We start from the raw sequence: 23,742 nt of genomic DNA, 5'->3' as shown, positions 1-23,742 counted from the left end.
GTTGCACATCCTACGGGGCACCGACAGCAGACCTGGCCGCACCCGACGCGGCGGCGGACGCTCCCGCCGTGGCGGCCGCCGCAGCGATGTCGTCGAGCAGCACGGCGGTGATCAGCTGGCGGGCCCAGGTCAGGATCTCCACGTCGCGCAGCGGCTTGCCGCCGACGCGGGCCGTCATCGGGGCGGGCACGAGGATCGTCCCCAGCGCCTCCTTGACCAGCGTCCCGGGGTAGAGGCGCATGAGCCGCAGCTGCTGGCTCTCACGCAGCTCCTTGACCGGGCCGAAGCGGACGACCTTGCCCTGCATGCCGATGTCCCCGATGCGGGCGGCGCGGGCCACGACCCGCAGGCGGGCGACCTCGAGGAGGTTCTGCACGGGCTTGGGCGGCGCACCGTAGCGGTCGCGCAGCTCGGCCTCGATCTCGTCGACGGCATCGAACGTCTCGACGGTGGCGAGCTTCTTGTACGCCTCGAGCCGCAGCCGCTCCCCCGGCACGTAGTCGTGGGGCAGGTGCGCGTCGACGGGCAGCTCGATCTTGATCTCGGCCGGCAGGTCGACGGCCTCGCCGCGGAAGTCCGCGACGGCCTCGCCGATGAGCCGGACGTAGAGGTCGAAGCCGACGCCCTGGATGTGGCCGGACTGCTCGCCACCGAGCAGGTTGCCGGCGCCGCGGATCTCGAGGTCCTTCATGGCGACCGCCATGCCCGAGCCGAGGTCGGTGTTGCTCGCGATGGTGCGCAGGCGGTCGTGCGCCGTCTCGGTCATCGGCTTCTCGGGCGGGTAGAGGAAGTACGCGTAGGCGCGCTCTCGTCCGCGGCCGACGCGACCGCGCAGCTGGTGCAGCTGGCTCAGGCCGAGGACGTCGGACCGCTCGACGATGAGGGTGTTGGCGTTGGAGATGTCGAGCCCGGTCTCGACGATCGTCGTGCAGACGAGCACGTCGAAACGCTTCTCCCAGAAGTCCTCGACGACCTGCTCGAGCTTGTGCTCGCCCATCTGGCCGTGGGCCGTCGCGATGCGCGCCTCGGGGACGAGCTCGCGCAGCCGGGCAGCCGCCTTCTCGATGCTGCTCACCTTGTTGTGCACGAAGAAGACCTGGCCCTCGCGCAGCAGCTCTCGCCGGATGGCAGCGGTGATCTGCTTCTCGTCGTAGGCGCCGACGAAGGTCAGGACCGGGTGGCGCTCCTCGGGCGGCGTTGCGAGAGTGGACATCTCGCGGATCCCGGTGACCGCCATCTCGAGCGTGCGCGGGATCGGGGTGGCCGACATCGACAGCACGTCGACGGCCGTGCGCAACGTCTTGAGCAGCTCCTTGTGCTCGACGCCGAAGCGCTGCTCCTCGTCGATGATGACGAGGCCGAGGTCCTTGAACTTGACGTCCTTGGCGAGCAGGCGGTGGGTGCCGATGACGAGGTCGATGGTGCCGTCGGCGAGCCCGGCCATGACCTCCTTGGCCTCCTTGTCGCTCTGGAAGCGCGAGAGCGAGGCGACCTTGACGGGGAACTGGGAGTAGCGCTCGGCGAAGGTCTGCTGGTGCTGGCTGACGAGCAGCGTCGTCGGGACCAGGACCGCCACCTGCTTGCCGTCCTGGATGGCCTTGAACGCGGCCCGCACGGCGATCTCGGTCTTGCCGTAGCCGACGTCGCCGCAGATCAACCGGTCCATCGGGACCTGCTTCTCCATGTCGGCCTTGACCTCGTCGATGCTGACGAGCTGGTCGGGCGTCTCGACGTAGCCGAAGGCGTCCTCGAGCTCGCGCTGCCACGGGGTGTCGGGAGCGAAGGCGTGGCCCTTGGTGGCCTGTCGCGCGCTGTAGAGACGGATGAGGTCGGCCGCGATCTGCTTGACGTAGCGCTTGGCCCGAGACTTGGTCTTCGTCCAGTCGGAGCCGCCCATCTTGTTGAGGGTGGGCTCCTCCCCGCCGACGTACTTGGTGACCTGGTCCAGCTGGTCGGTGGGGACGAAGAGGCGGTCGCCGGGCTGGCCACGCTTGCTCGCGGCGTACTCGATGACGAGGTACTCGCGCGTGGCGCCGGCGACGGTGCGCTGCATCATCTCGACGAAGCGGCCGACGCCGTGCTGCTCGTGGACGACGAAGTCGCCCGGGCGCAGCTGGAGGGGGTCGACCTGGTTGCGGCGGCGCGACGGCATACGGCGCATGTCCTTGGTGGACGTGCCGCTGCCCGGCTGGCCGGTGAGGTCGGTCTCGGTGAGGACCTCGAAGCGGCCGCCCTCGTGGACGAAGCCGCGCCCGAGGGGCGCGCAGGCGACGTGGACCCAGCCCGGCTCGAGCGAGTCGTCGCGGGAGGTGTCGAGGGGGCGCACCGCGACCTCGCGCTCGCGCAGCACCTCGCCCACGCGCTTGGCGAGACCGGGGCCCTCGGTGACGACGGCCACGGCCCAGCCGTCACGGACGCGCTCGCGGAGGTGCTGGACGGCACGGTCGGTGTCGCCGCGGAAGGCGTCGGCGTCGACGGTGCGCACGGCGATGCGCTCGTCGACGTCGTCGTCCTCGATGACGAGGTCGGCGTCGGCGACGAAGGGCGTCAGGGTCCACCAGGGCAGGCCGATGCGTCCCGCCAGGGCGCGGACGTCGGCCAGCGACCAGTAGGACGCGCTGCCGAGGAGGGACTGCAGGTCGACCGGCACGTGGTTGCCGGCGGCGGCGTTGGCCCAGCTGGCCTCGAGGAACTCCTCGCTCGTGGCCACGAGGTCGTGCGCGCGACGGCGGATGCGCTCGGGGTCGGCGAGCAGGACGATGGAGTGCTCCGGCAGCACGTCCAGCACCGACTCCATGCCATCGACGAGGGCAGGCGCCAGGGACTCCATGCCCTCGACGGCGATGCCCTCGGCGACCTTGGTCAGCATCTCGGCCACGCCGGGGAGCTGGTCGGCGAGCGCGCGGGCGCGAGCGCGTACGTCGTCGGTGAGCAGCAGCTCACGGCACGGCGGCGCCCACAGGCCGTGGTCGGCGATCTCGAGGGAGCGCTGGTCGGCCACCTTGAACCAGCGCACCTCCTCGACGGTGTCGCCCCAGAACTCGATGCGGACCGGGTGCTCCTCGGTGGGCGGGAAGACGTCGAGGATGCCGCCGCGGACGGCGAACTCGCCACGCCGCTCGACGAGGTCGGTGCGGGTGTAGGCGGCGGCGACGAGGGCGTCGACGACCTCCTCGAGCGGTCGCTCGTCACCCGGGCGGAGCGCGACGGGCACCAGGTCACCGAGGCCCTTGGTCAGGGGCTGCAGGACGGCGCGCACGGGCGCCACGACCACCGAGAGCGGGCCGTATGCCGGGTCGTCGGGGTCCGGGTGCGCCAGCCGTCGCAGCACGGCGAGCCGCCGGCCGACGGTGTCGCTGCGGGGCGAGAGCCGCTCGTGCGGGAGCGTCTCCCAGGACGGGAAGACGGCGATGCGCTCGGCCGGGAGGAAGGCACCGAGTGCGGTGGCGAGGTCGTCGGCCTCGCGGGTCGTCGCGGTGACGACGAGGAGGGGCGCGGCACCGGAGGCCGAGCCGGAACCCGTCTCGGCCTGCCTGCTCTCGGCCTGCCGCGAGAGCGCCGCGACGAGGAAGGGGCGCGTGCCCTCGCTGGCGGAGATGTCGACGAGGCGGGCGCGCCCCACCTGGTCGAGGACGTGGCGGACATCAGGAAGCGCCTGGAAGGCGCTGAGGAGAGGGTGCGACATCAGGGTGTCAGTCTAGGCGGCCCCGGTGACACGCACTCACACCCGACCGGGCAGGGGCTCACCCGAGGAGCTGCTCCGGGTCCGACCACGCGCTGCACACGACGTCGGCGACGCGCTGCTGGTCCTCGCGGGTCATGGCGTGGAACATCGGCAGGAGGACGGACCGTCGGGCGATGCGCTCGGAGACCGGCAGCGTCACGGGGTCCAGGTCACTGAAAGCCGGTTCCTGGTGGGCGCAGGAGATCCCGGGGCGGCCGTTGATCCGGTAGCGCTTGAGGACGGCCAGCAGCTCGCCCCTCGACAACGGGAAGTCGTCCGGCAGCATGACCCAGAACGACTGGTAGCTGCTCTCGCCGTGCTCGGGGTCGGTCACCATCTGCAGGCCGGGGACGCCGGCGAGCAGCTCGTGGTAGACGGCGGCGAGCTCGCGACGCCGGGTGACCATGCTGTGCAGCTTCTCGGCCTGGACGACGCCGATCGCCGCCTGGATGTCGGTGAGCCGGTAGTTGTACCCCGTCTCGAGGTACTCCTCGGTGACCGGGCGCTGCTCGTGGTGGCGGTGGAACGTGCTCACGCTCATGCCGTGCTGGCGCAGTCGCCGCACGCGTTCTGCCAGGCCCGGGTCGCTGGTGGTGACCATGCCACCCTCGCCGGTGACGAGGAGCGTGCGGGGGTGGAAGGAGAAGGCGGCGAAGTCGCTGGCGGCGCCCACCGGGCGCCCCCGGTAGACGCTGCCGATGGCGCACGCCGCGTCCTCGACCACGGACAACCCTCGCTCACGCGCCAGTGCCCGGATCGGCTCCATGTCGGCCGGCGTGCCGTACTGGTCGACGGCGATGACCGCCTTCGTGGCGGGTGTCAACGCCTGCTCGACGGTGGCGGCCGTGATGTTGTGGTGACGGGGGTCGACGTCGGCGAAGACGGGACGCGCCCCGACGAAGCGCACGGCGTTGGCCGTCGCGACGAAGGACAGGGAGGGCACGACGACGTCGTCACCCGGGCCGACGCCGTAGGCGACCATCCCGAGGTGGAGGGCTGCCGTGCAGCTCGAGACGGCGACGGTGTAAGGCACGTGCACGAGCGCCGCCACGGCGGCCTCGAACTCGATGACGCGGGCACCCTGGCTCGCCCAGCCCGACTGGACCGCGGCCGCCGCGGCGACGACCTCACGTTCGTCGAACCACGGCTGTGTCATGGCGATCTCGCGGCCGCCGCGCGGTGGACGTCTGACCTGGCTCGTCGCGGTCATGGAGCCCTCCTCCGATCAACGGGTGCGACCGGCGGCCATCCCGGGCCGAACGGTCACAGCTGTTCGAAACAGACTGACACGACATCACCGCACCGAGGGCACGATCGCGAAATCCCGTGCGACCACAGCCTTCATGGCGCCAACCGGGACGGAAAGGTCAGACGGCCGCCGTCAGGCCGAGCGGGCCCGCTGGTCGGCTGAACCCGGACAGGTCGGCCCAGTCATAGCCGAAGCCGGCGATCTCCTCGGCGTGACGGGACCCGATGAGCCGACGTTGCCAACCGCCCGGGCGCCACCGGCTCTGGTAGGAGGCCCAACGCTCGGCGTAGGGGTCTCCGTGGCTGGAGCTCAGCCTCGAGGCGTCGATGGGCTGCTCCAGACCCAGGAACGACTGGACGCGTCCCAGCTCCTCCTCGGGACTGCGGATGAGCCGTTCGTAGTGCACGACGAGCAGCCGGTCGAGGTGCCCCGCATCCGCCGCCAGGATCCGGTGGGCCGCCAGCCAGTGCCCCACCATCTGCTCCAGGGACTGGAACTTGCGCGGGTTGGTGGAGGCGAGCCGTCGCCACTTCTTGTTGGACAGCGCCACCGCGACGGGGTGCCGGACCACGACGATGAGTCCCGACCCCGGGAACTGCGCCTGCAGGAAGCGGCCCATGATGAGGTTCGGGGGCGACTTCTCGACGAGGAGCCTCTTGCTGGTGTCCCAGAAGGGGACCCAGGCGTCGAGCATCGACTGGGCGTTGGCCGGGGACGCCAGCGGCGACGCCTCGGTGAGATGCGCTTCCGGCCGGTGCGCGAACCGGCCCGAGCCGCCGTGGACCTTGGCCTTGGGGTAGACGGTCTGCAGGTGCTGGCCCTCGTCCTCGCGGACGCCGGTGCCCAGCAGTCCACTGACCTCAGGGTGGCCGTCGAGGACCTTCGCGAAGGGGGTCGTCCCGCTACGGTGCAGGCCACCGACGAAGACGAGTCGCTTCGGGTCCGGCTCGAGCCCCACCCTGCTCAGCGTGCTCACAGTGCACCGACCAACTCGGAGGCCGAACGGTTCGAGTCGATCTGCGTCGGGGCCGAGGCGATGACGGCCGACCCGCCGGGCGCGGGACCACCCTGCGCCCCGACCTGTCTCACCGACTCCCCCGGCAGCAGGCTGATTCTCACGTCGCCCCCCGCGCTCCAGACGAAGGCCGTGGTCCGGCCGTTCTTCTCGAGGGCCACCCCGGACAGTCCCTTGCCCGAGATCGGGCTCGCGGTCGCGCCGGCCGATGCCCGAGCCATCGTCTCGAACGCCGTCCCGGTCAGGCGGGTGGAGCCGTCGGGGTCGAGCAGCCCGTATCGGGGCTCTTCGCTGTTGCGACCGGTCGGGTTCATGACCAGCGGTAGCCACAGCACCCGCCGGATGCCCCCGGCCAGCAGGATGGACACGGTCTTGACCATCTCCTGGGCTCGCTGGTCCTCGGTGAGGCTGCCGTCCTTGAGGAACTGGCCCACCTCCCACGCCTCGATCGGCATTCCTGCGGGAGTCGTCGCCTTGAGGTAGTCGACGAAGGCGGGCGCGGCATCCCAGCTCTCGTAGAAGTGGACCTGCCGGATGTCGACGACCTTGTCCTTCTGGAGGCTCTCGGCCAGTGCGAGGTACTGCAGGTTGCGCGCGGCCTGAGGCGAGGCGAGGGCAGCCCGAAGGCCGGCCGCATCGTGGACCGCGGCGATCTGGTCGCCCCGCGTCCCGATCCGGCGCGCGTAGTAGGTGTTCCACGCCGTGACGGCATCGTCGGTCTTGCCCTCGTCCAGGAGCCGTTTGGCGATGGCCGCGCCGTAGGCCGTGCTGCTGATGCCGGGGTCGGCGACCGCCGCCGCCGGGTCCGCCGCACGGATGGAGTCGGCCGCGGCCTTCACCAGCGTCTCGAGCTCGGAGGTGCTGCCGCCCCAGAACGACTCGGAGTTGGGCTCGTTCTCCACCGCGTAGGTGTGCACGCCGGTGGCGGAGTAGCGCTTGACCACCGATGCGACGAAGGCGCGGTACCTGTTCAGGTCCGTGGGCAGGAACGACTCGGTCTTGCGCTTCGCGCCTCGGACGTGCTGTGCCTTCCTCTGGCCGGTGGCCCAGCAGGACCCGACCCGGATCTTGATCATCAGTCGGGCGCCCACCGTCTGCGCCTTGCGCGCGACGGCATCCATGGTCGTCCAGTCCTGGTGCCCGTCGGCCGGTTCGATGTCGCACCAGACCAGCTCGTAGAACGTGGCGCTCCCGGACAGGTTCTTCAGGTACGGCGAGACGAGATCGAACCTCGACCAGTCGTACTTGGCCCCCAGCGGTTCGAGGGTGCCCGAACCCGCCCGCGAGGGGCTGCTGCCGGGTGAGCTCGACGCGTCGGTGCTGCCCGCGGGCTGCGATGCCGACCCCGGGCCGGGCCCGGGCCGGTTGCCGTTCGCGGTTCCGTTGCAGGCCCCGAGCAGGAGTGCGACGACGACGGCGGCGACGGTGACGGCCGCGCGCACGGGCGTGGTCCCGTTCCTCATGAGGCGCTCCTCTCCGACTCGGACGAGCCCGAGCGCGCCATGCGGCGGTCCTGGGCCTCGCGTGCGGCCTCGAGGCGCTGGTGGACCTGGCCGGCGAGCTGGCGCACGCGGGGGTCGATGTCCAGCGGCTGCGTCCCGTGCGAGACCCTGCGGTCGACGTGCTCGTCGAGGCCAGGTCGGTAGCTCACGCCGACGAAACGGCAGAGCCGCTGCATCTCGGCCGACGGGTTCGCGGCGAACGCGCCGTAGGACACCAGGAGCACGTCGTCGCGACGGTCGAACCCCAGCTCGAAGAAGAGCCGGTTGCGGACGGCCCAGAACAGCACGGCCGCCGTGAACGGGGTCATCGCGTCGAGGTCGAACGAGGCGACGAGGTCGACGCTCGCCTGCGGCAGACGCTCTCCCTGCCATCGCGTCGCGCCCCTGCCGGCGGCGATGTCACGAAGGGCCAGCAGGTTGGCCGGCCCGAACTTGGAGACCTCCGAACGCGCGCGAGAGTCCGGGTCGCGGTACACCCACACCCCGCGACCCGGGGCCAGCCCCTCGAGGTCGAGGAAGGTGTCCAGGTGCTGGGAGTCGCAGATCGGCTTGACGAAGACGAACTGCTGCCTGCTGGCGAGCACCGTGCGACGCAGCACGTCGGTGGACCTGATCCGGAAGCGGTGGAACAGCACGCGGTCGTTCTCGTTGCGCACCTCCGTCTCCGGAGCCTCGTCGAGGCCGCGCATGAGCATGTTGGTCCCGGACCGCTGGAGGCCCACGACGTAGACGGGCACGGCCGATCCGGGCGCCGCGGGGTGGCTGCGACGCCACCGGCGCTTCCGGACGGCTGCACGCAGCCGAGGTCGCGGGTCGAGCCGGTCCTCCTCGATGACCCGGACCAGGCCCTCGGTCCGGGCCCAGTGGATGCGGCGCACCACCTTGCGGGTCAGGTGCTGCCTCGAGGTCTGCGGACCGACCGGCGGGTTCACGTACCGGTCCCACCACGCGCTCATGGCTGCCCCGGGTCCCGCCACTGGGCGCTCACCAGGGCCTCCAGCTCCGCCAGGCGCTGTGGGCACGCCTGCCCCACGCCGGACGCCAGCGCGTCCAGGGAGTCGACCGGCTCGTCAAGGAAGGACAACGCGAGAAACGACGCGTACTCCCCCTCACTCAGTCGCAGCGCAGGCGCGAGGACGGCGGTGTTGTCGATGACCCTGCTCGGGCGCGGGTCCACCCGGTGCATCCACGGTTCCAGGCGCGCCCCCGTGCGGTGGAGGAGGGCGAGACGGTGCCCTCCGTCGCCGAGGTGCAGCACCCGCGGGAGGAGGACGCCCGAGTCACTTGCCGCGGGCCGGGCCAGCCGGCGCAGCATGATGGGCTCACCGGCGTCGAAGCCCCGCTCCCGGAAGGACTCGAAGGTGCCGATCGCGCGCCGTACCCGGGCCGCGTAGGCCGCCGCCACCTCGTGCGGGTCCTCGAGCACCCAGGGGAAGAAGCGGCGCAGCTCCACGTCGCGGAACCAGACCGCATAGGGGTGGTGCGCCACCGACGCGACGAAGTCGTCGACCGGCTGCCCCTGCGGCCGCGTCGCCACGGCGTCGAACAGCTGCGCGCGCACGACCACGTCGTAGCGGAACGGGCTGATGAGCCGACCCACGTCGAGGCTCTCGGTCCCGTCGTACTTCGGCCGCCACGTCGCTGCACGACGCACGATTCGCCGTGCGCTCGCCACCACGGATCGCGCCACGCTGCCACTCCCCCTCGCCGACGTCGACAGCCGGGCGCCCCCACGGTCCCCCGGGCTCCCCGGACTCTCTCGGAGTCCTGGGAGACGATGCTGTCCCGGCTCATTATTGATCGGCTCCGGACCTTGCACCGGCGAACCGCGAAATGCGCCAAGCCCACCGAAACGACCCGGCGTTCTGGACGATTCGCGGACATCTCGGGTCGCCGTGTGGTCAACTGTGCGGGTTCGGAAGGGGCGAGGATGCGAATTCTCCACGTGAACAAGTTCCTCTACCGGCGCGGGGGCGCAGAGGGATACATGCTCGACGTCGCCGCCCTGCAGCGAGCCGCCGGCCACGAGGTCGGGCTGTTCGGCATGGACCACCCGGAGAACGACGCGCCCCAGCCGTTGCGCGACACCTTCCCACCGTTCGTGGAGCTCGAACCCGCGCCCAGGGGCCTGGCCGGGATCAGGGCCTCGGCACGGATGGTGTGGTCCGGCTCCAGCGCCCGAGGCATCGAGCGGGCGATCCGGGAGTTCAAGCCCGACCTGGTGCACTGCCACAACATCTACCACCAGCTCTCGCCCTCGGTCCTGCGGCCGGTCGCCCGCGCGGGCATCCCGATCGTCATGACGCTGCACGACTACAAGCTGGCCTGCCCCAGCTACCAGATGCTCGACCACGGGCGCCCGTGTGACGAGTGTGTCGGCCGGGGAACCTGGCACGCCGCGGTGAAGCGCTGCAAGAACGGATCAGTCACGGGCAGTGTCCTGCTCGCCGTCGAGTCCGGGATCCATCGGACGCTCGACGCCTACGGCCCGGTGGACGCGTTCATCAGCCCGAGCCGGTTCCTGGCATCGGTGATGGTGCGTCAGGGAATCGCGCACGACCGGGTCCACGTGGTCAACAACTTCACCCGGATCCCCGAGGGCACCGACCCACCGCAGGCGGGGGAAGGTTTCGTCGTGGCCGGCCGGCTGTCGCCCGAGAAGGGCGTCGACACGGCCATCCGCGCGATCGGCCGGCTCTCCGGTGCCAGCGTGCTCCACGTCGCAGGAGACGGGCCGGAACGACCCGGCCTGGAGGATCTCGCGAACCAGGTGGCTCCGGGCCGAGTGGTGTTCCACGGCCGCCTCGGCGCGGACGAGCTCGCAGCCCTGGTGCGCCGCAGTCGCGCGCTGCTCGTGCCGTCCCGCTGGTACGAGAACCAGCCGATGACCGTCCTCGAGGCGTTCGCGGCGTCGACACCTGTCGTGGTGACCGATCTGGGTGGTATGCCGGAGCTGGTCGACCCCGGAGTGGAGGGCCTCGTCGTGCGGGCGAACGACGAACGGCTGCTCGCGCGAGCCCTCGCCCGCCTCGAGGCCGACCCCGACGAGGCGGTAGCCATGGGAATGGCCGGCCGCCGCCGCCTGGAACAGGATTTCGCTGCGCCGGCCCACCTCACACGGCTGGGCGCCGTCTACGAGCAGGCGAGGACCACGGCCGCCCGCTCGGCGAAGCACCCTGTGCTGCAACGCTCCGGGGGCTCACTGTGAATCCCGGACCAGCCCCCGCCAAGGTGCTCTTCGTGGCCGGCACCGGTCGCAGCGGGACGACCATCCTCAGCACGATCCTGGGGCAGCTGCCCGGCGCGATGGCCGTCGGCGAGCTGCGCTACGTCTGGGAGCGCGGTTTCCTCGAGGACCACCGGTGCGGGTGCGGCCTGCCGTTCAGCCGGTGTCCCGTCTGGACGGCAGTCGTCGACAGGGCCTACCGGGGCGACGGGCCGCCCGACCCGGTCGTCGTGTCCCGCGACCTGCTCTCCCGGCTGCGGATGCTGCGGATCCCCTCGATGGTGCTGCGTCAGCTGCGGGGCCGGCCGGTGGTGCCACCTCACCCCCACGACGAGAAGATCGCCGCCCTCTACACCGCACTGGCCGAGCTCGAGCAGCCCGCCGTGGTCGTCGACTCCTCGAAGCTCCCGCCCTACGGCAAGATCCTCGAACGCCTCCCCGGCATCGAGCTCTACGTCGTCCACGTCGTCCGCGACCCGCGAGCCAACGCGTTCTCGTGGCGCCGGGTCAAGGTCACGGGCGACCGCGACGACGACGCCACCATGGAACGCCTGGAGCTGTGGCGCTCGTCGGCGATGTGGGTCGTGTGGAACTACCTCGTGGAGTTCTGGTGGCCGATTGAGCGAGGACGCACCATCCGGGTCCGCTACGAGGACTTCGTCGACCGCCCGCGCGAGACCGTCGAACGCATCGCGCGGCTGCTCGACCTCGACGCGAGCCGCACGCCCTTCGTCGACGAGCGCAGCGTCAGCATGCAGCCGACGCACACCGTCGCCGGCAACCCCAACCGCCACGACCGGGGCCTGGTCACGCTGCGACCGGACGAGGAGTGGCGTCGCGCCATGCCGAGGCTGCACCGGGTCGTCGTGTCGCTGTTCACGCTGCCGGGCCTTCGCCACTTCGGCTACTCGCTGCGCGGCTGAGAGCCGCAAGCGGGGTGCCGGCCGGGGACCGCCGGGGGCACAGGTGCCACCGCCGGTCCCGGCCCGCTTCGACCCCGGGCGGTCAGGGCGTGCCGCGGAAGAGGGCCAGGCCCCGGGCCACCGTGTTGCGGTCACCGGCAACGGTGAAGTCGCCACCGACGAGCAGCCCCTGCGGGACGGCTGCGAAGGACCACACGCCCATCGGTGAGTCGAACTGTGGCGCATAGGCGGTGAGCGCGCCGTCGCTGGCCCGGAAGGCGAAGAACCTCTGCTGGGCGATCGACGTGGATGAGGTCGGAGACTGCCAGCAGTGGCTGCCGTGGGTGCCGTAGTAGAAGGTCCCGTTCACCTCGAGCGCTCCTTGCATGCCACCGTCGCAGGACGTGCTCCAGTTGAGGCCGTTCACCTTGGTCTGCGAGAGGTTGACGGCGTCCCACTGGTAGACCCAGTCGGGGCAGACGTCGCCCCCGTAGAGCCGCTTCCCGTCGTCGCTGAGCTTGAGCGTGTTGATCCAGTGCAGGGTCCCGCAGCTGTGGACCCCGCCCAGCTGCTTGGGCAGCACCGCCCCGTTGACGCCGCTGAGGGCAGCGATGCCGTTCGGCAGCGCCACTCCGTTGACCGTCTTGAACGGCCCGGCGAGGAAGACGCGCGAGCTGTCAGGAGCGACGGCCAGGGACAGGACCATGCCCCCCTGGTAGGGGGCTCCGGTGGGTCCTTTGGTGTTGGCGGTCCACGTCGTGTCAACAGAGCCGTTCACTGCAGAGATGCGGGCGGCGTGCTGTCGGGCCACGGTGCCGATCGCAGTGAACTGGCCTCCGAGGTAGAGGTAGCCCTGACGCACGGCGACCGTGAAGACGCTCTGGTTCACCTGGGGTGCGAAGCTCGGGACCAGGGCCCCGGTCGTGGCATCGACCGCAGCAACGCGCTGGCGGACCGCCCCGTTCACAGCCATGAACGTGCCGGCGAGGAAGAGCTTGGTCCGGTCCGGCGTCAGCTCGAGGTCCAGCACCATGTTGTCTGCATCGGCCCTGAAGGTCGGGTCCAGGGTGCCGGTGGCGAGGTCGATCTTGGCGACGCCTCGGCGGTACTGGCCACCGGTGCTGACGAAGTCACCGCCCATCACGGTGGTGGCGCCCAGGCTCGTGAAGGTGCGCACTCGCGCCCCCGGCATCGGCAGCCACGAGGTCAGCCGTCCGGTGGCGACGGAGTAGGCGGCCGCGTCATGGCGAAGGCTGCCCTGGCTCGTGGTGAAGACACCGCCGACGTAGAGGGTGCCTGCCGTGACCTGGAGTGCCTGGACCTCGACGGTGCACGCAGGCAGCGTGTTCGTCGACTTCAGCGTGTGCGGGGCCTGGCATCCGGCCAGCGAGGCGTCGAAACCGGTGACGGCACCGCTCACGGCGAGCGCCCCGATCTGCGTGCGGTTCACTCCGCTGAGCTGGCTGAACATCCCGCCCACGAAGGTCGTGCCCGTGGCGGGGTCGCTCGCCACCGCCCTGACGGAACCGTTCGCCGAGGGAGCCCAGGGCTCCACCGCCCCGCTCCCGGCGACCGCGGCCAACCGGGTTCGGGTGGTGACGGTTCCCGAGCTCGTCACGCTGGTGAAGTCGCCGCCGACCTTGACCGTGTCCTGCGCGCTCGTCGCGCCCGCCCGCACGTCCAGGGCGTAGACCGCACCGTTGGTCGACACCGGGAACGTCGGGTCGGTCGCGCCGTCAAGCAGCTGCACACGCGAGAGGTAGTTCCGACTGGCGCCGTTGACGGTGGTGAACGAGCCACCCACGTAGACCTTGTCGCCGGCGACGGCCACGGCGTTGACCGTGGCGTTGGCCGAGGCGTGCCACGTCGAGATGACGTTGCCGTCCAACCCGATGGCGGCGAGGCGTGGGGACGGCACGCCGTTGACCGCGTCGAACTCGCCTCCGATGATGAGGCGGTCAGCTGCGACGGCGATCGTCCTGACCGACCCCGTCTGCGCCTTGGCGACCCCCCCGACGGTCACGGTGGTCGTCACGGCGGAGGCAGGCCAGGCGCGGTCGACGGTGCCGTCGGACTTGATGTGCACCAGGCCCTGCCGACGCAGGTCCGACACGCGGGAGAAGTCACCGGCCAGGTAGTAGCCGCCCTTGCCGTCGGGTGCAGAGGCGTTGACCGTTCCGTCGACGACGTTCGAGGACGGGATCCGTTTGCCCGTGCCGGAGTCGACCGTCACCGCGCGACCGGTGTTCGGGCCGACGTAGTCGAACCCGCCCGCGATCCAGGCCTTGGTCCCGTTCGAGACGATGTCGTCGACCCGACCGTTGGTGCCCCAGAAGGAGCTGTCGGCGCTCGGCGAGAGCGCCGGTCCCGGCGCCAGGGTCACCGCGGCCGACGCCGGGGGTGGCGTCGTGGCGAGTGCTGCCGCCACGACCAGGGTCGCCGCAGCAGCACCCGCCACGGCGAGCCGGCCTCTGTGTGACCGACCGGGCGGTCCCCCACGGCCTCGTACCGGTCGGCTGGATGCATGCACACGAGATGCATTCATGAACGCTCCGTACGTCACGAGCGAGCGCCGGCTCGCCTCCCCCCAGGTGGTGCACCGACTGGTGGCCACCGGTCCCCCCCGGGACCAATAAAACGGACCTTAGCAACACAGAAGAACGCGAAAAGCACTTTGGCCGAAGTCGACAGCAGGCGAATGCGCACATTGCGCTAATCCGACAAGTACCTCATATGCGCTTTTCGACCGGCATTCTTCGAACGAAAGACACCTCACGCAATTCCGGATTTGCAATAGCGGACCATGCGATAAGCCAGCCTGTTACTTTGCTGAAGTCGCGGCGCCGTGCTGTGCACGCGTTCGCGGTCATCGCCGACCACAGTCTCAATGGGGGAAAGAATGCGAACTCGACTTCCGCTTGCCGTGCTCTGCACGAGCGCCTTGGTGGCCATGGGGGCATCGGCCGCCGTGGCCGCCGTTGACCAGACCGCGGCGCGGCCGTGCGCCCAACCGAACGGGCGCGTCAGCGCCATGGCGATCAGCGGAGGGACCCTGTTCATCGGGGGCTCCTTCACTCAGGTCCAGGACCGGTTCGGCAAGTCCCAGACGCGAACTCGGTTGGCCGCGATCAACGTGGCCACGTGCGACCTGACGTCGTGGACGGCGGCCGCCGACGGCGAGGTCCTGGCGCTGGCCGTCTCTGGCAGCACCGTCTACGTGGGCGGCTCGTTCACGACCGTCGGCGGGTCGGCCCGGAGCTCGATCGCCGCCCTGAGCGCCTCCTCGGCACAGGTGCAGTCCTTCAACCCGGGGATGAACAAGCCAGTGCGTGCGCTCGCGGCGTCCTCGAGCACCTTGTATGCCGGCGGCGACTTCACCACGGTCGGTGGCGCGACCCGCGCCAAGCTCGCGGCATTCTCCCTCTCCAGCGGCGCCCTGAGCTCCGGCTGGCAGCCCAAGGCCAACGGCAAGGTCAACACCCTGGCCCTCAGCGCCGACGGCGGGCGGGTCTACGCCGGCGGGCTCTTCACCACCCTCAACGGTCAGGCGGCCTACCCCTACCTCGGCGCCGTCGACCCGGCCACCGGGAAGAACGACGCCGGGTTCGTCCCCCGCTCGCAGTTCCCGGTCCTCGACGTCGTCGCCGACTCCCGTGGTGTGTACGTCGGCCAGGCCGGGTCGGGGGGTCATCTGCTCCTGCTCAACGCGGACGGCACGCTGAAGCGGCCGGTCTACCAGCTGGACGGTGACGTCCAGGCTGTCGCCGTCGACGGCGACTCGGTCTTCGGCGGCGGCCACTTCACCAACTACTGCGTCGGCAACACCGGCGCTGGCGCGCCCTTCATGTGCGACAAGAACCTCTCGAGGCGCAAGGCGTTGGAGGTCTCGATGTCGACCGGGCAGGTCACCCCGTGGGCGCCCACGCTGGACAGCCCGTTCGGCATCCTGTCGGCCGTGGTCGACCCGAACACCCACGCGCTGTGGGTCGGCGGCGACTTCACCCACGTGTCCGGCCAGACAGTCGGGCACCTCGCCAGGTTCAACGCCCGCTGAGGTTCTGTGCCGGTTCCCGGGGGGAGGACCCGGCACGACGACGACAGCCACGCAACCGTTCGCCCCGGACGGCTCGACCAGCGTCGACCCGTCCGGGGCGAACGTCGTTCCCTGCCCTCCGAGCTCGCGGCGGACGTCCCGTCCGTCCTGCCGCCAAGACATCAGACCGACATCAGACCGGTGCCGCCGGCCACACGAGACCGCCGGCCCCGCGATGCGGGGCCGGCGGTCCGGGCCGACCGCCCGTGGCCGGCGTGTTCGCGAGGCAGGGCTCCCGGCATACGGCAGCCTTCTCGCTCGCGTGGGCAGTCAGCGTCTGAACGTCAGGAAACCGGTGCCGGAGGCGCCCTTGACCGACGCGGTCACGGTGATCTTCTCTCCCGCCTTCGGGTGCCGGTCGACCAGCTCGGCCGAGCACGAGCCGGCGGAGTTGGTGACGCACGGGTTCTGGTTGACGCGGAACAGGGCGTCCTGCGCGTCCGAGTCGCTCCAGGACACGACCACCCCTGCGACCGGCGAGCCGCTGCTGTCGCGCACCTTCGCGGTGTACGTCTGCGTCCCGTCCGGGACGTAGTTGAGGCACGAGTTCGGTGCCAGCTGTCGTTCCGGCTGCGTCTTCGGCACCGTACAGGTGACCGTGACCCGGTAGCCGGTCGCCGCCTGAGCCGGCAGCGCCGGGCCCACGGACGTGAGTGCCGTGACCGACGCGACTGATACGGCTGCTGCCCCGATGCTCTTCCTTGCCATAGCCCTGCGCATGTCCATCTCCTGGGAGTTCGGGTGGAGCCGCCCCGGCGCCACCGTGAGTGAGTGTCCTGCGTGCCGCTCCTGACCCCGAGGACCGAGCGGCTGGTCCGAACTGCCATCTGCCCCAATCCGGCCCGTGAGGTGACCCTCTCGGCCCGACCCACGGGCCGACCCACGAGGCCGGCCTCTCAGCTGCGCGGCGTGCCCGCCGTGTCGACCACCAGACCCATCGCCTTGGCGACGCTCGGCCACGGCGTGAACTTGAAGTTGGTCCCGCCCTCCGGGGCGTTCTTCCCGTCCTGGGTGACCAGCATGCCTTGCGGGTACTTCGGGCCCATGTCGACGTTGATCACGTCCAGGCCGTCGGTGGCGTTCACCGCGTCGAGCGCGCCGCCGCCGATGGCGAGGGTTCCGAGGTAGCTCGAGCCGTCGCGGCTGAAGACCGTGAAGATCGACTTCTGCTGGTTCGAGATGACGAGGTATCCGTTCGGGGACGTCCCGGCCCGGTAGAGGCCGATGCCCTCGAGGTCACCGGGGAGGTAGGACTCCCCGTAGCTGGGCGAGCTCGCGTCGATCTTGCACTTGCCGCTGACGACGGTGTACTTCTGGCCGAAGCGGGTCAGCTTGTGCACGAGCACCGGGTTGGTCAGGTCGGTGGTCATCTTCCACAGGCCGACGATCTCCTGGTCGGCCCAGAGGGTCCCGGTGTCCGGGTCGACGACCATGCCCTCGGCGTGGGCCACCCAGTCCGGGTTCTTCGGGTTGAAGCAGGGCTTCCACGTGGAACCGTTCGGCAGCGTGAAGCGGTCGGGAAGGCTCATGGACGCGACCTTCTGGTAGCTCACCTTCCCGCCACCGGCATCGGTGAGGACGAGCTTGGCCAGGTTGGTCGTGTTCTCCTGGCTGACGAACACCTCGCCCTTGCCGGTCGCGCGGTTGCGCCACCCGGCGAGGCCGTAGGTGGTCTTGGAGTTGACCTTCTTGCTGCCCCCGAACACGAGCGGGGCAGAGCTCGCGGTGACCTCGCTCAGAGGGGCCAAGGCGCTGGCGCCGTTGATCGCGAAGATGTGCAGCCTGTCGGTCCCCCGGTCGCTCAGCACCGCGAGGTCGCGAGTCGTGCCGCCGAGGTTGATCCCGTAGAGGACCTCGATGTTGTTGTAGCGGCTGCCCGACGGGATCGGCACCGCCTGCACCAGCGAGCCGTCGGTGCGGTACACGTCCACACCGGCCTCCTTGACCGTGCCGATCACCAGGCTCTTCGACGGGTCGCTCGGATGCACCCAGAAGGCCGGGTCGTCGGCGTCGTTGGTGCCGGCCGGCTTCCTGTCGATCGTCTCGGCCGTCGCGGCGACCGTCGCCGTGCTCGCCGCGGTCGCCGCGGTCGCCGCGTGCGCCGCCGGTGCCAGGGCCACGAGCCCTGCCCCCGCTGCGGCGATCGCCCGGCGATGGATATGTCTCCCCATGTCGTCCCCCCATGTTCGGGCGCCCAGCACGTGCCACCCCCGGCAGCAGTGTGTCGATCCCCCTCGACCGACGTCCCTGGGCACCGCTTCGAATTCATCGACCGTAGGACCGCCGAAAGGTCCGTGGCGTGCGATTCCGGAAATCTGGCCAGAAGTCGTCCTCTTCGCCCGATATACGCATCGACGCGCGCGCCGGTACATGCGTGGACGGCGGCACGCAGAACGCGTTCCGGGGATGGGAAAGAAAGCGCCTTGCTCCTGGGAACGACGGGCCGAGTCAGGCCTTCTTCGCGGGCACGACCCCCACGTCAGGCGTCCGCTGCAGCTGGTGGGCGCCCGGTGCATACGTGCGCGAGACGTAGGCGGCCGCAGCGGCGAAGGCGATGAGGTACCACAGGCTCACGACGTTGGACATGACGTTGGCGGCCATGCTCCCGAGGACGAAGCACACCGCACAGCCCAACGCGCCGGCCGCCACCCCGCTCTCGAGGCTGCCCTTCGGCGCTCGTTGGACGGCACGGCGGGCGCTGCCGACGAGCGCGGCCAGCATGCTCACGTAGCAGGCCAGGCCGAGAAGGCCCGTCTCGACGTACGCACGGATGAAGTCGTTGTGCGGCTGCTTGGCCGCGTCGGTCTGGTACTGCGTCGAGGCGAGCCCGATGCCGGTGACGGGGTTGGAGTTGGCGAGCGGGATCACCTCGGTCCAGTAGTGCAGACGCCACACCAGGGTGTTGCCGGTCGGGGTCCCCTGCGGCGTGCTCTGGGCGTCCAGGGTGCCGAAACGGGCCGCGACACCCGGGAGGGCGATGAGAGCCGCCAGCGCCATCGCGACGAGCCCTCCGATGAGGACCTTGCGCTTCTGCACCACGGCGAGCACGACCAGCCCCGCGACGGATCCGAGGATGGCAGTACGCGTCAGCGTCAGCAGCATGAACACCGAAGAGAGACAGAGCATCGCGACAAGGAGCAGCTTGAGCCGGGGCTTGACGTACGGATACACCGCGATGCCGAAGATCAACAGGAACGCGAGGTAGCGGGCGAAGGTGTTCGACTGGTTGAAGGGCCCGGTGAGCCGGGTGAAGCTGCCCCTCACCTCTGAGCTGGGCGACCCCGTCAGCATGCCGAACACGGTGTAGCCCAACGGGACGAGCAGCGCGACGTAGCAGGTGACCAGGACCCGGATCATCGCGGCCCGAGACGAGATGAGCTGCTCCAGGACGACGAACATCATCACCACGGTGCCGATGCGCAGCAGCTCCAGCGCACTGGCCTGGCGCTGGACCGACCAGATGACGCTGAGCGCGCACGTGGCCAAGAAGGCGAACATCGCCGTGCGCAGCCGCGAGCCGGGCAGCATTCGACCATCCCGGATTCGACCCGCCAGCCAGACGGTAGCGGCGAGCAGGAACAGCACACCGACGATGCTGGACGGGTCGAGGCCGCGCTGTGAAGCGGTGTTGCCGGCCGCCGTGCCCGTCGCGTTCGAGCTCAGCTTGAACAGGTCCAGGGCCGGCCGTACTCCCAGGAGCAGGAGCACGAACGCCGAGAACCGGGTCAGGGCCATCAGCCCCAGCCCGATGGCCACGACGGCGATCACGGGAAGGACCGCCAAGGTCTTGTCACCCTTGGCGAAACTGAAGCCGCTGACGACCGCCCCTGCCGCCACGAGGACCACGAGGACCACCTGGAGCACGACGGCGAGCACCGGCTCCCTGGGTGTCCCCGATCCTGCGTGACGTCCTCGTGCCGCCCGCGGTCGAACGCGAGATGCCCACTGCCCTGTGACGTTTGCTGATGACATGCCGGCCCGGTGCTTTCCCTGTGACTGCATGGCGAGATCGGTAGAGACCTCCTGGCCAGTCCACTATGCCCCGCAGGTGCCCACTTTCGTGGCGCAACGGCAGAAGCGCTGGACGTCACGGCCAAGTGGCCGGCCCCGGGACCCACGAATCGCCTTGAGCGACAGTCGTGGACGCGCGCACAACACAGTCACGTGGGGGATCAGCAGGTCTTGGCCATGATCTGCGCGGCACCGGCAGCCACCTGGATGGCGTTGTTGCGCAAGGCGACTGCCGAATCGTTCACCTTGTTGGTGGCGCTGCTCTCCGTCGCCACCGTCGACCGAGCTGCGAGCACCGCCGCCCTGACGTTCGGCATCGAGGTGAGCGTGGACCGCTGCGCGGCCACCTGCCGTTCGACATTGGAGGCGGCGGCCGCCAGCACGGCCAGCTGCGCACGCCGCGAGCTCACCGCCCTCATGACGGCGTTGGCGTTGCCGACCGCCGCCGAGCTCCTGCTCCGCACGATGCTGTTCTGCACCCCAGCCGCGGCGCAGTTGCGCGTGGTGCCGTAGACGGCGCTGCGGATGGACGTGACGGACGTGCGTGCCTGTCGCAGTGCGTCGTTGCCGACCTGCAGCTGCTTGCGAGCAGCGTCGAGCCGAACCAGGTTCCGCTTCTTGCTCGAGAGGTCGTCGATGGCTGTGGCCAGGGCCTTGCCCACCTCTGGGGTCGGAGCAGCCGTGGCAACCCGAGAGGTCGGCGCCTTGCTCGGCGTCGTCGTGGTCGGACTGGCAGGAGCAGTCGACGCGCTGGTCGGGCTCGTGACGGGTGGCCTCGAGGCCTGCGTGATGGCGCCCGCTCCCTGCGTGCAGGCGGTCAGGGCGCAGACGGCCACACCTGACAGCACCAGCCGCCCCACGCCCCCGGTCCCGTGCCGGGCTGCCCGCGCTCTCGCCTCAGTCACGGTGAGTTCTCTCGTTCTCGTCATGGTGCAACTCACTGATCGGTCGTCGTTGTCCGCCGGGGTGCGTGCCGTGCCGGCTTCCTCGCGAGGACTGTAACTCCGGGGCCTCGAGGGGCGTGCCCTTTCTGCAGGTTTCCGTCGGGATTGGCGAATCGTCAGTGCAACGACATGCCGCAAGTTAATCTCGGAAGCGTTCGGGCGACGCCGGGGTCACAAGGGCCGTGGGGGGAACGCGCTCGGGCTGCGGGGAGATCTTTGATGTCACGGCGTTCTATGGGGACGACTCTCGGTGCGCTGCAGTCGCGGCTGGCACGCGGTGAGCGGTTGCTGCCCGGCTACCTCGTGGTGGGGACGAAGCGAGGAGGCTCGACCTCGCTGGCCGAGTGGATCACGCTGCACCCGCAGGTGGGAGAGAGCAGGTCCGGCAAGGGCACCCACTATTTCGACGTCAACTTCGAGCGCGGGTTCCGCTGGTACACAGCGCAGTTCCCGAAGGTCGAGGACGGCTTCTCCGTCGTCGGGGAGTCGAGTCCGTACTACATGTTCCATCCGCTGTCCCCGCAGCGGATCCGTGCCGCCCTGCCCGGCGTCAAGATCGTGATGTGCCTGCGTGATCCCATCGCACGCGCCTGGTCGCACCACGCCTACGAGGTGGCGCGAGGGCACGAGGACGAGTCCTTCGAGCGCGCCCTCGACCTCGAGGAGTCACGCCTCGCCGGGGAAGAGGCGCGCATCGTGGCCGACCCGAAGTACGCGGCGGACCACTGGAGGTACCACGCGTACCTGCGTCGCGGCCACTACGCCGAGCAGCTCCACACCTTTCACCAGCTCTTCAGCCCGGACCAGGTCCTCGTCGTCCAGAGCGAGTCGCTCTTCGCCGACCCGCACGGCCAGATGGACCGCGTCTTCGCGTTCCTCGGGCTTGCGCCGCACCGGTGCGAGCAGCTCGAGGCGCGCAACGCCAACAAGCCGTACGGCGAGATGACGCGCGAGACGTTCGCTCGCCTCGTCGACTACTACACGCCCTTGAACCACCAGCTCTACGCCATGCCCGGGATTGAGTTCGCCTGGCCCTACGACCGCTGAGCCACGAGGCGCAGCAGCCGTTCCGCCCGACCGAGCACTGGTCCGACGCCACACCGAAGAGGAAGTAGGAACAACATGGAGATCATCGACTACCTCCGCATCGCCCGTCGGCGGTGGTGGATCCTCGTCGCCGTGCCCGTGCTGGCCGGGCTCGCGGCCGCCGCACTCATCCTGTCGGCGCCGGCGTCGTACAGCTCCACCGCCACGGTCTCGTCCGGCTCGCTCGTCAACAGCGACGGCAGCCCGTTCGCGGGGACCCAGGCCACTGGGCAGTTCGTCGCCGCCTTCACCGCCGCTTCCCAGAACCCGCAGATCCGCAAGGCGGTCCAGGCCCAGACCGGCGTCACTCCCGCGGACCAGGCCGACGGCATCCAGGTGGTCCCGATCGGGGCCAGCAGCGACCTGCAGGTGATCTTCACCAGCCGCGACGCCAAACTGTCGGCCGCGGTGGCAGAGGCGACTGCCCGGGAAGCCCTGAAGCAGATGTTCACCGTGCGCGCGGACCAGGCGATCGCCACGCGTGACCGGGCCCAGGAGGCCGCGCAGGAGGCCAACGCCGCCCTCGACGCCCTCGCGAAGAAGTACCAGATGGCCGACCCGCCGAAGGTCTACCAGAACCAGCTGGCGCAGGTTGCATCCCTCCAGCAGCAGCAGGCCACCATGCGCGCGAGCGGGAACGCGATCGCCGCTGCCGCCATGGACGCCCCCATCGCCTCGGCCAAGAAGGGCCTGAGCGCCTTCCTGCCCATCCTCGCCGAGTACAACGACCTGTACTCGCGCCAGGTGGCGGCGAGCGGTGACCTGACGCAGGCGCAGGCGGAGTGGCGTCGTGCACTGGCGCTCAAGGCCGCCGCCACGTCCGACACCACCGTGTACCTCGGCCCCACGACCCCTGACGACAAGAAGGCGACGCTCGTCGCGACCCTCCCCGTCATCGTGGGAGTGGGTCTCTTCCTCGCAGTGCTGCTCGTCCTCCTGGTCGAGGTCGTCTCGCGACTGCGGCGGGGTCGAGTCGCCGCCTCCTCCACCGACCAGGCCGGCAGCGACGAGCAGGCGGAGGGCGCGCGGCACGAGGACGTGATGGGAGCCGACGCGCACGGAGCCGAGACGCTCAACGGCCACGCGCCGCTGCCCGGTGACCCCGCACCGGTCCCGCCCGCGACCGGCTCGCGGGACGACGACGACTCGGACCTGCTGGAGCACGCGGGCGCGGAGGCCGAGCCTCGGGCGGCGAGGAGCCGTGTCTGAGAGCAACCACCGCCCGATCTTCATCGTCGGGTGCCAGCGGTCGGGCACCACCATGCTGCGGCTGATGCTCGACTCGCACTCGCAGATCAGCTGCGGCCCGGAGACGCGCTTCCTCGAGGACCTCGAGCGGATCGTCGACGCGGACTGGAGACGGCTGTCCCAGTTCGGCTACTCCCAGGAGGAGTGGCTGAGGCGGATCCGCCTGTTCTTCGAGGGAATCCAGAGCGACTACGCGCGATCGCGGGGGAAGACACGGTGGGCGGACAAGAGCCCCCGGTACGCGCTGCACATCCCCTTCCTGATGCAGGTGTTCCCGGACGCTCAGATCGTCCACGTCATCAGGGACGGTCGCGACGTGGCGGTCTCGCACCGCAAGCGCTTCGGCTACTGGTCCAGTGTGAAGTCGTCGGTGAAGTGGCCGCGCTACATCCAGGCGGCTCGGGACGCCGGAGCGGCACTGCCGCCGGGGTCCTACTTCGAGCTGCGCTACGACCGACTCGTGGCCGACACGGAGCAGACCCTGCGCGGGTTGCTCGAGTGGCTCGGCGAGGAGTGGGAGCCGGAGATCCTGGACTTCGCTCGGCAGAAGCACGACGTGCCGGAGCGCTACCACCGACAGCTGGCTGCACGGAACCAGAAGGCGGGCACCGACGGGAGCGTGTACGCCTCACGGGTCGGGACGTACCGCGCCGAGCTCGATCCCCTGGTGCGCACGCTCTTCTGGTTCACGTCACGACGGACGCTGCGCGAACTCGGGTACTGACGCCGAGGTTCCGGGTCA

General features: G+C 70.3%; 18 protein-coding genes. 6 read left to right on the top strand and 12 right to left on the bottom strand.

The window, feature by feature from the left end; all coding sequences use genetic code 11:
- Positions 1-10: 10 nt before the first annotated feature.
- The 6 genes from mfd to LQK93_RS13440 all read right to left on the bottom strand — a co-directional run bounded on the left by mfd (position 11) and on the right by LQK93_RS13440 (position 9,180).
- Positions 11-3,685, bottom strand: a complete 3,675-nt coding sequence (mfd, locus tag LQK93_RS13465) for a transcription-repair coupling factor (RefSeq protein ID WP_374968287.1) — start codon at positions 3,683-3,685, stop codon at positions 11-13.
- A 58-nt stretch (positions 3,686-3,743) separates the two neighbouring features.
- On the bottom strand, positions 3,744-4,934 hold the full coding sequence (locus LQK93_RS13460) for a DegT/DnrJ/EryC1/StrS family aminotransferase (RefSeq protein WP_374968286.1): 1,191 nt from the start codon (positions 4,932-4,934) through the stop codon (positions 3,744-3,746).
- Positions 4,935-5,091: 157 nt separating this feature from the next.
- The gene (locus LQK93_RS13455; protein ID WP_374968285.1) at positions 5,092-5,931 is read right to left on the bottom strand and encodes a sulfotransferase; all 840 of its coding nucleotides are present in this window, start codon (positions 5,929-5,931) and stop codon (positions 5,092-5,094) included.
- A gap of 14 nt (positions 5,932-5,945) precedes the next feature.
- The gene (locus tag LQK93_RS13450) at positions 5,946-7,451 is read right to left on the bottom strand and encodes a hypothetical protein (RefSeq protein WP_374968284.1); all 1,506 of its coding nucleotides are present in this window, start codon (positions 7,449-7,451) and stop codon (positions 5,946-5,948) included.
- Positions 7,448-8,422 carry a hypothetical protein gene (locus LQK93_RS13445; protein ID WP_374968283.1) on the bottom strand — a complete coding sequence of 325 codons (975 nt, stop codon included), beginning with the start codon at positions 8,420-8,422 and terminating at the stop codon, positions 7,448-7,450. The genes LQK93_RS13450 and LQK93_RS13445 overlap by 4 nt, the downstream gene beginning before the upstream one ends.
- Before the next feature lie 20 nt (positions 8,423-8,442).
- The gene (locus LQK93_RS13440; protein WP_374968282.1) at positions 8,443-9,180 is read right to left on the bottom strand and encodes a hypothetical protein; all 738 of its coding nucleotides are present in this window, start codon (positions 9,178-9,180) and stop codon (positions 8,443-8,445) included.
- A gap of 240 nt (positions 9,181-9,420) precedes the next feature.
- On the opposite strand from LQK93_RS13440, the gene LQK93_RS13435 reads away from it, so the two are divergent.
- Together LQK93_RS13435 and LQK93_RS13430 are read left to right on the top strand one after the other, a co-directional pair.
- On the top strand, positions 9,421-10,698 hold the full coding sequence (locus LQK93_RS13435; RefSeq protein ID WP_374968281.1) for a glycosyltransferase: 1,278 nt from the start codon (positions 9,421-9,423) through the stop codon (positions 10,696-10,698).
- Entirely contained in the window at positions 10,695-11,639 is a 945-nt protein-coding gene (locus tag LQK93_RS13430; RefSeq protein WP_374968280.1) for a sulfotransferase, read from the top strand. The genes LQK93_RS13435 and LQK93_RS13430 overlap by 4 nt, the downstream gene beginning before the upstream one ends.
- Before the next feature lie 82 nt (positions 11,640-11,721).
- Here the strand turns inward: LQK93_RS13430 and LQK93_RS13425 are convergent, their stop codons facing one another.
- Both LQK93_RS13425 and LQK93_RS13420 read right to left on the bottom strand, forming a co-directional pair.
- Positions 11,722-14,076, bottom strand: a complete 2,355-nt coding sequence (locus LQK93_RS13425; protein ID WP_374968279.1) for a hypothetical protein — start codon at positions 14,074-14,076, stop codon at positions 11,722-11,724.
- A 314-nt stretch (positions 14,077-14,390) separates the two neighbouring features.
- Positions 14,391-14,651 carry a hypothetical protein gene (locus LQK93_RS13420; protein WP_374968278.1) on the bottom strand — a complete coding sequence of 87 codons (261 nt, stop codon included), beginning with the start codon at positions 14,649-14,651 and terminating at the stop codon, positions 14,391-14,393.
- Between LQK93_RS13420 and LQK93_RS13415 the strand changes: the two genes are divergently transcribed.
- Positions 14,650-15,672, top strand: a complete 1,023-nt coding sequence (locus tag LQK93_RS13415) for a hypothetical protein (protein WP_374968277.1) — start codon at positions 14,650-14,652, stop codon at positions 15,670-15,672. The two genes, LQK93_RS13420 and LQK93_RS13415, sit on opposite strands and share 2 nt — an antisense overlap.
- Positions 15,673-15,981: 309 nt before the next feature.
- On the opposite strand, the gene LQK93_RS13410 is transcribed toward LQK93_RS13415, so the two are convergent.
- The 4 genes from LQK93_RS13410 to LQK93_RS13395 all read right to left on the bottom strand — a co-directional run bounded on the left by LQK93_RS13410 (position 15,982) and on the right by LQK93_RS13395 (position 20,627).
- Positions 15,982-16,296, bottom strand: a complete 315-nt coding sequence (locus LQK93_RS13410) for an Ig-like domain-containing protein (protein WP_374968276.1) — start codon at positions 16,294-16,296, stop codon at positions 15,982-15,984.
- A gap of 311 nt (positions 16,297-16,607) precedes the next feature.
- Complete coding sequence (locus LQK93_RS13405; RefSeq protein WP_374968275.1) at positions 16,608-17,882, bottom strand: phytase; 1,275 nt, start codon at positions 17,880-17,882, stop codon at positions 16,608-16,610.
- A gap of 277 nt (positions 17,883-18,159) precedes the next feature.
- Positions 18,160-19,587: an O-antigen ligase family protein gene (locus tag LQK93_RS13400; RefSeq protein WP_374968274.1), complete on the bottom strand. Its 1,428-nt coding sequence runs from the start codon at positions 19,585-19,587 to the stop codon at positions 18,160-18,162.
- 296 nt (positions 19,588-19,883) lie between these two features.
- The gene (locus LQK93_RS13395; protein ID WP_374968273.1) at positions 19,884-20,627 is read right to left on the bottom strand and encodes a hypothetical protein; all 744 of its coding nucleotides are present in this window, start codon (positions 20,625-20,627) and stop codon (positions 19,884-19,886) included.
- A gap of 273 nt (positions 20,628-20,900) precedes the next feature.
- Between LQK93_RS13395 and LQK93_RS13390 the strand changes: the two genes are divergently transcribed.
- From LQK93_RS13390 to LQK93_RS13380, 3 genes are all read left to right on the top strand, one after another.
- A complete protein-coding gene (locus LQK93_RS13390) occupies positions 20,901-21,713 on the top strand; it encodes a sulfotransferase (protein ID WP_374968272.1) in 813 nt (270 codons plus the stop codon).
- A gap of 75 nt (positions 21,714-21,788) precedes the next feature.
- Positions 21,789-22,961, top strand: a complete 1,173-nt coding sequence (locus tag LQK93_RS13385; protein WP_374968271.1) for a Wzz/FepE/Etk N-terminal domain-containing protein — start codon at positions 21,789-21,791, stop codon at positions 22,959-22,961.
- Positions 22,954-23,724, top strand: coding sequence for a sulfotransferase (locus LQK93_RS13380; protein WP_374968270.1), 771 nt, complete (start codon positions 22,954-22,956; stop codon positions 23,722-23,724). The genes LQK93_RS13385 and LQK93_RS13380 overlap by 8 nt, the downstream gene beginning before the upstream one ends.
- The last annotated feature ends 18 nt before the right edge of the window (positions 23,725-23,742 follow it).

The sequence above is a fragment of the Terrabacter sp. BE26 genome, from assembly GCF_041941675.1.
Classification (GTDB): Bacteria; Actinomycetota; Actinomycetes; order Actinomycetales; family Dermatophilaceae; genus Terrabacter.
This window is presented reverse-complemented; position numbering and strand designations above follow the sequence as displayed.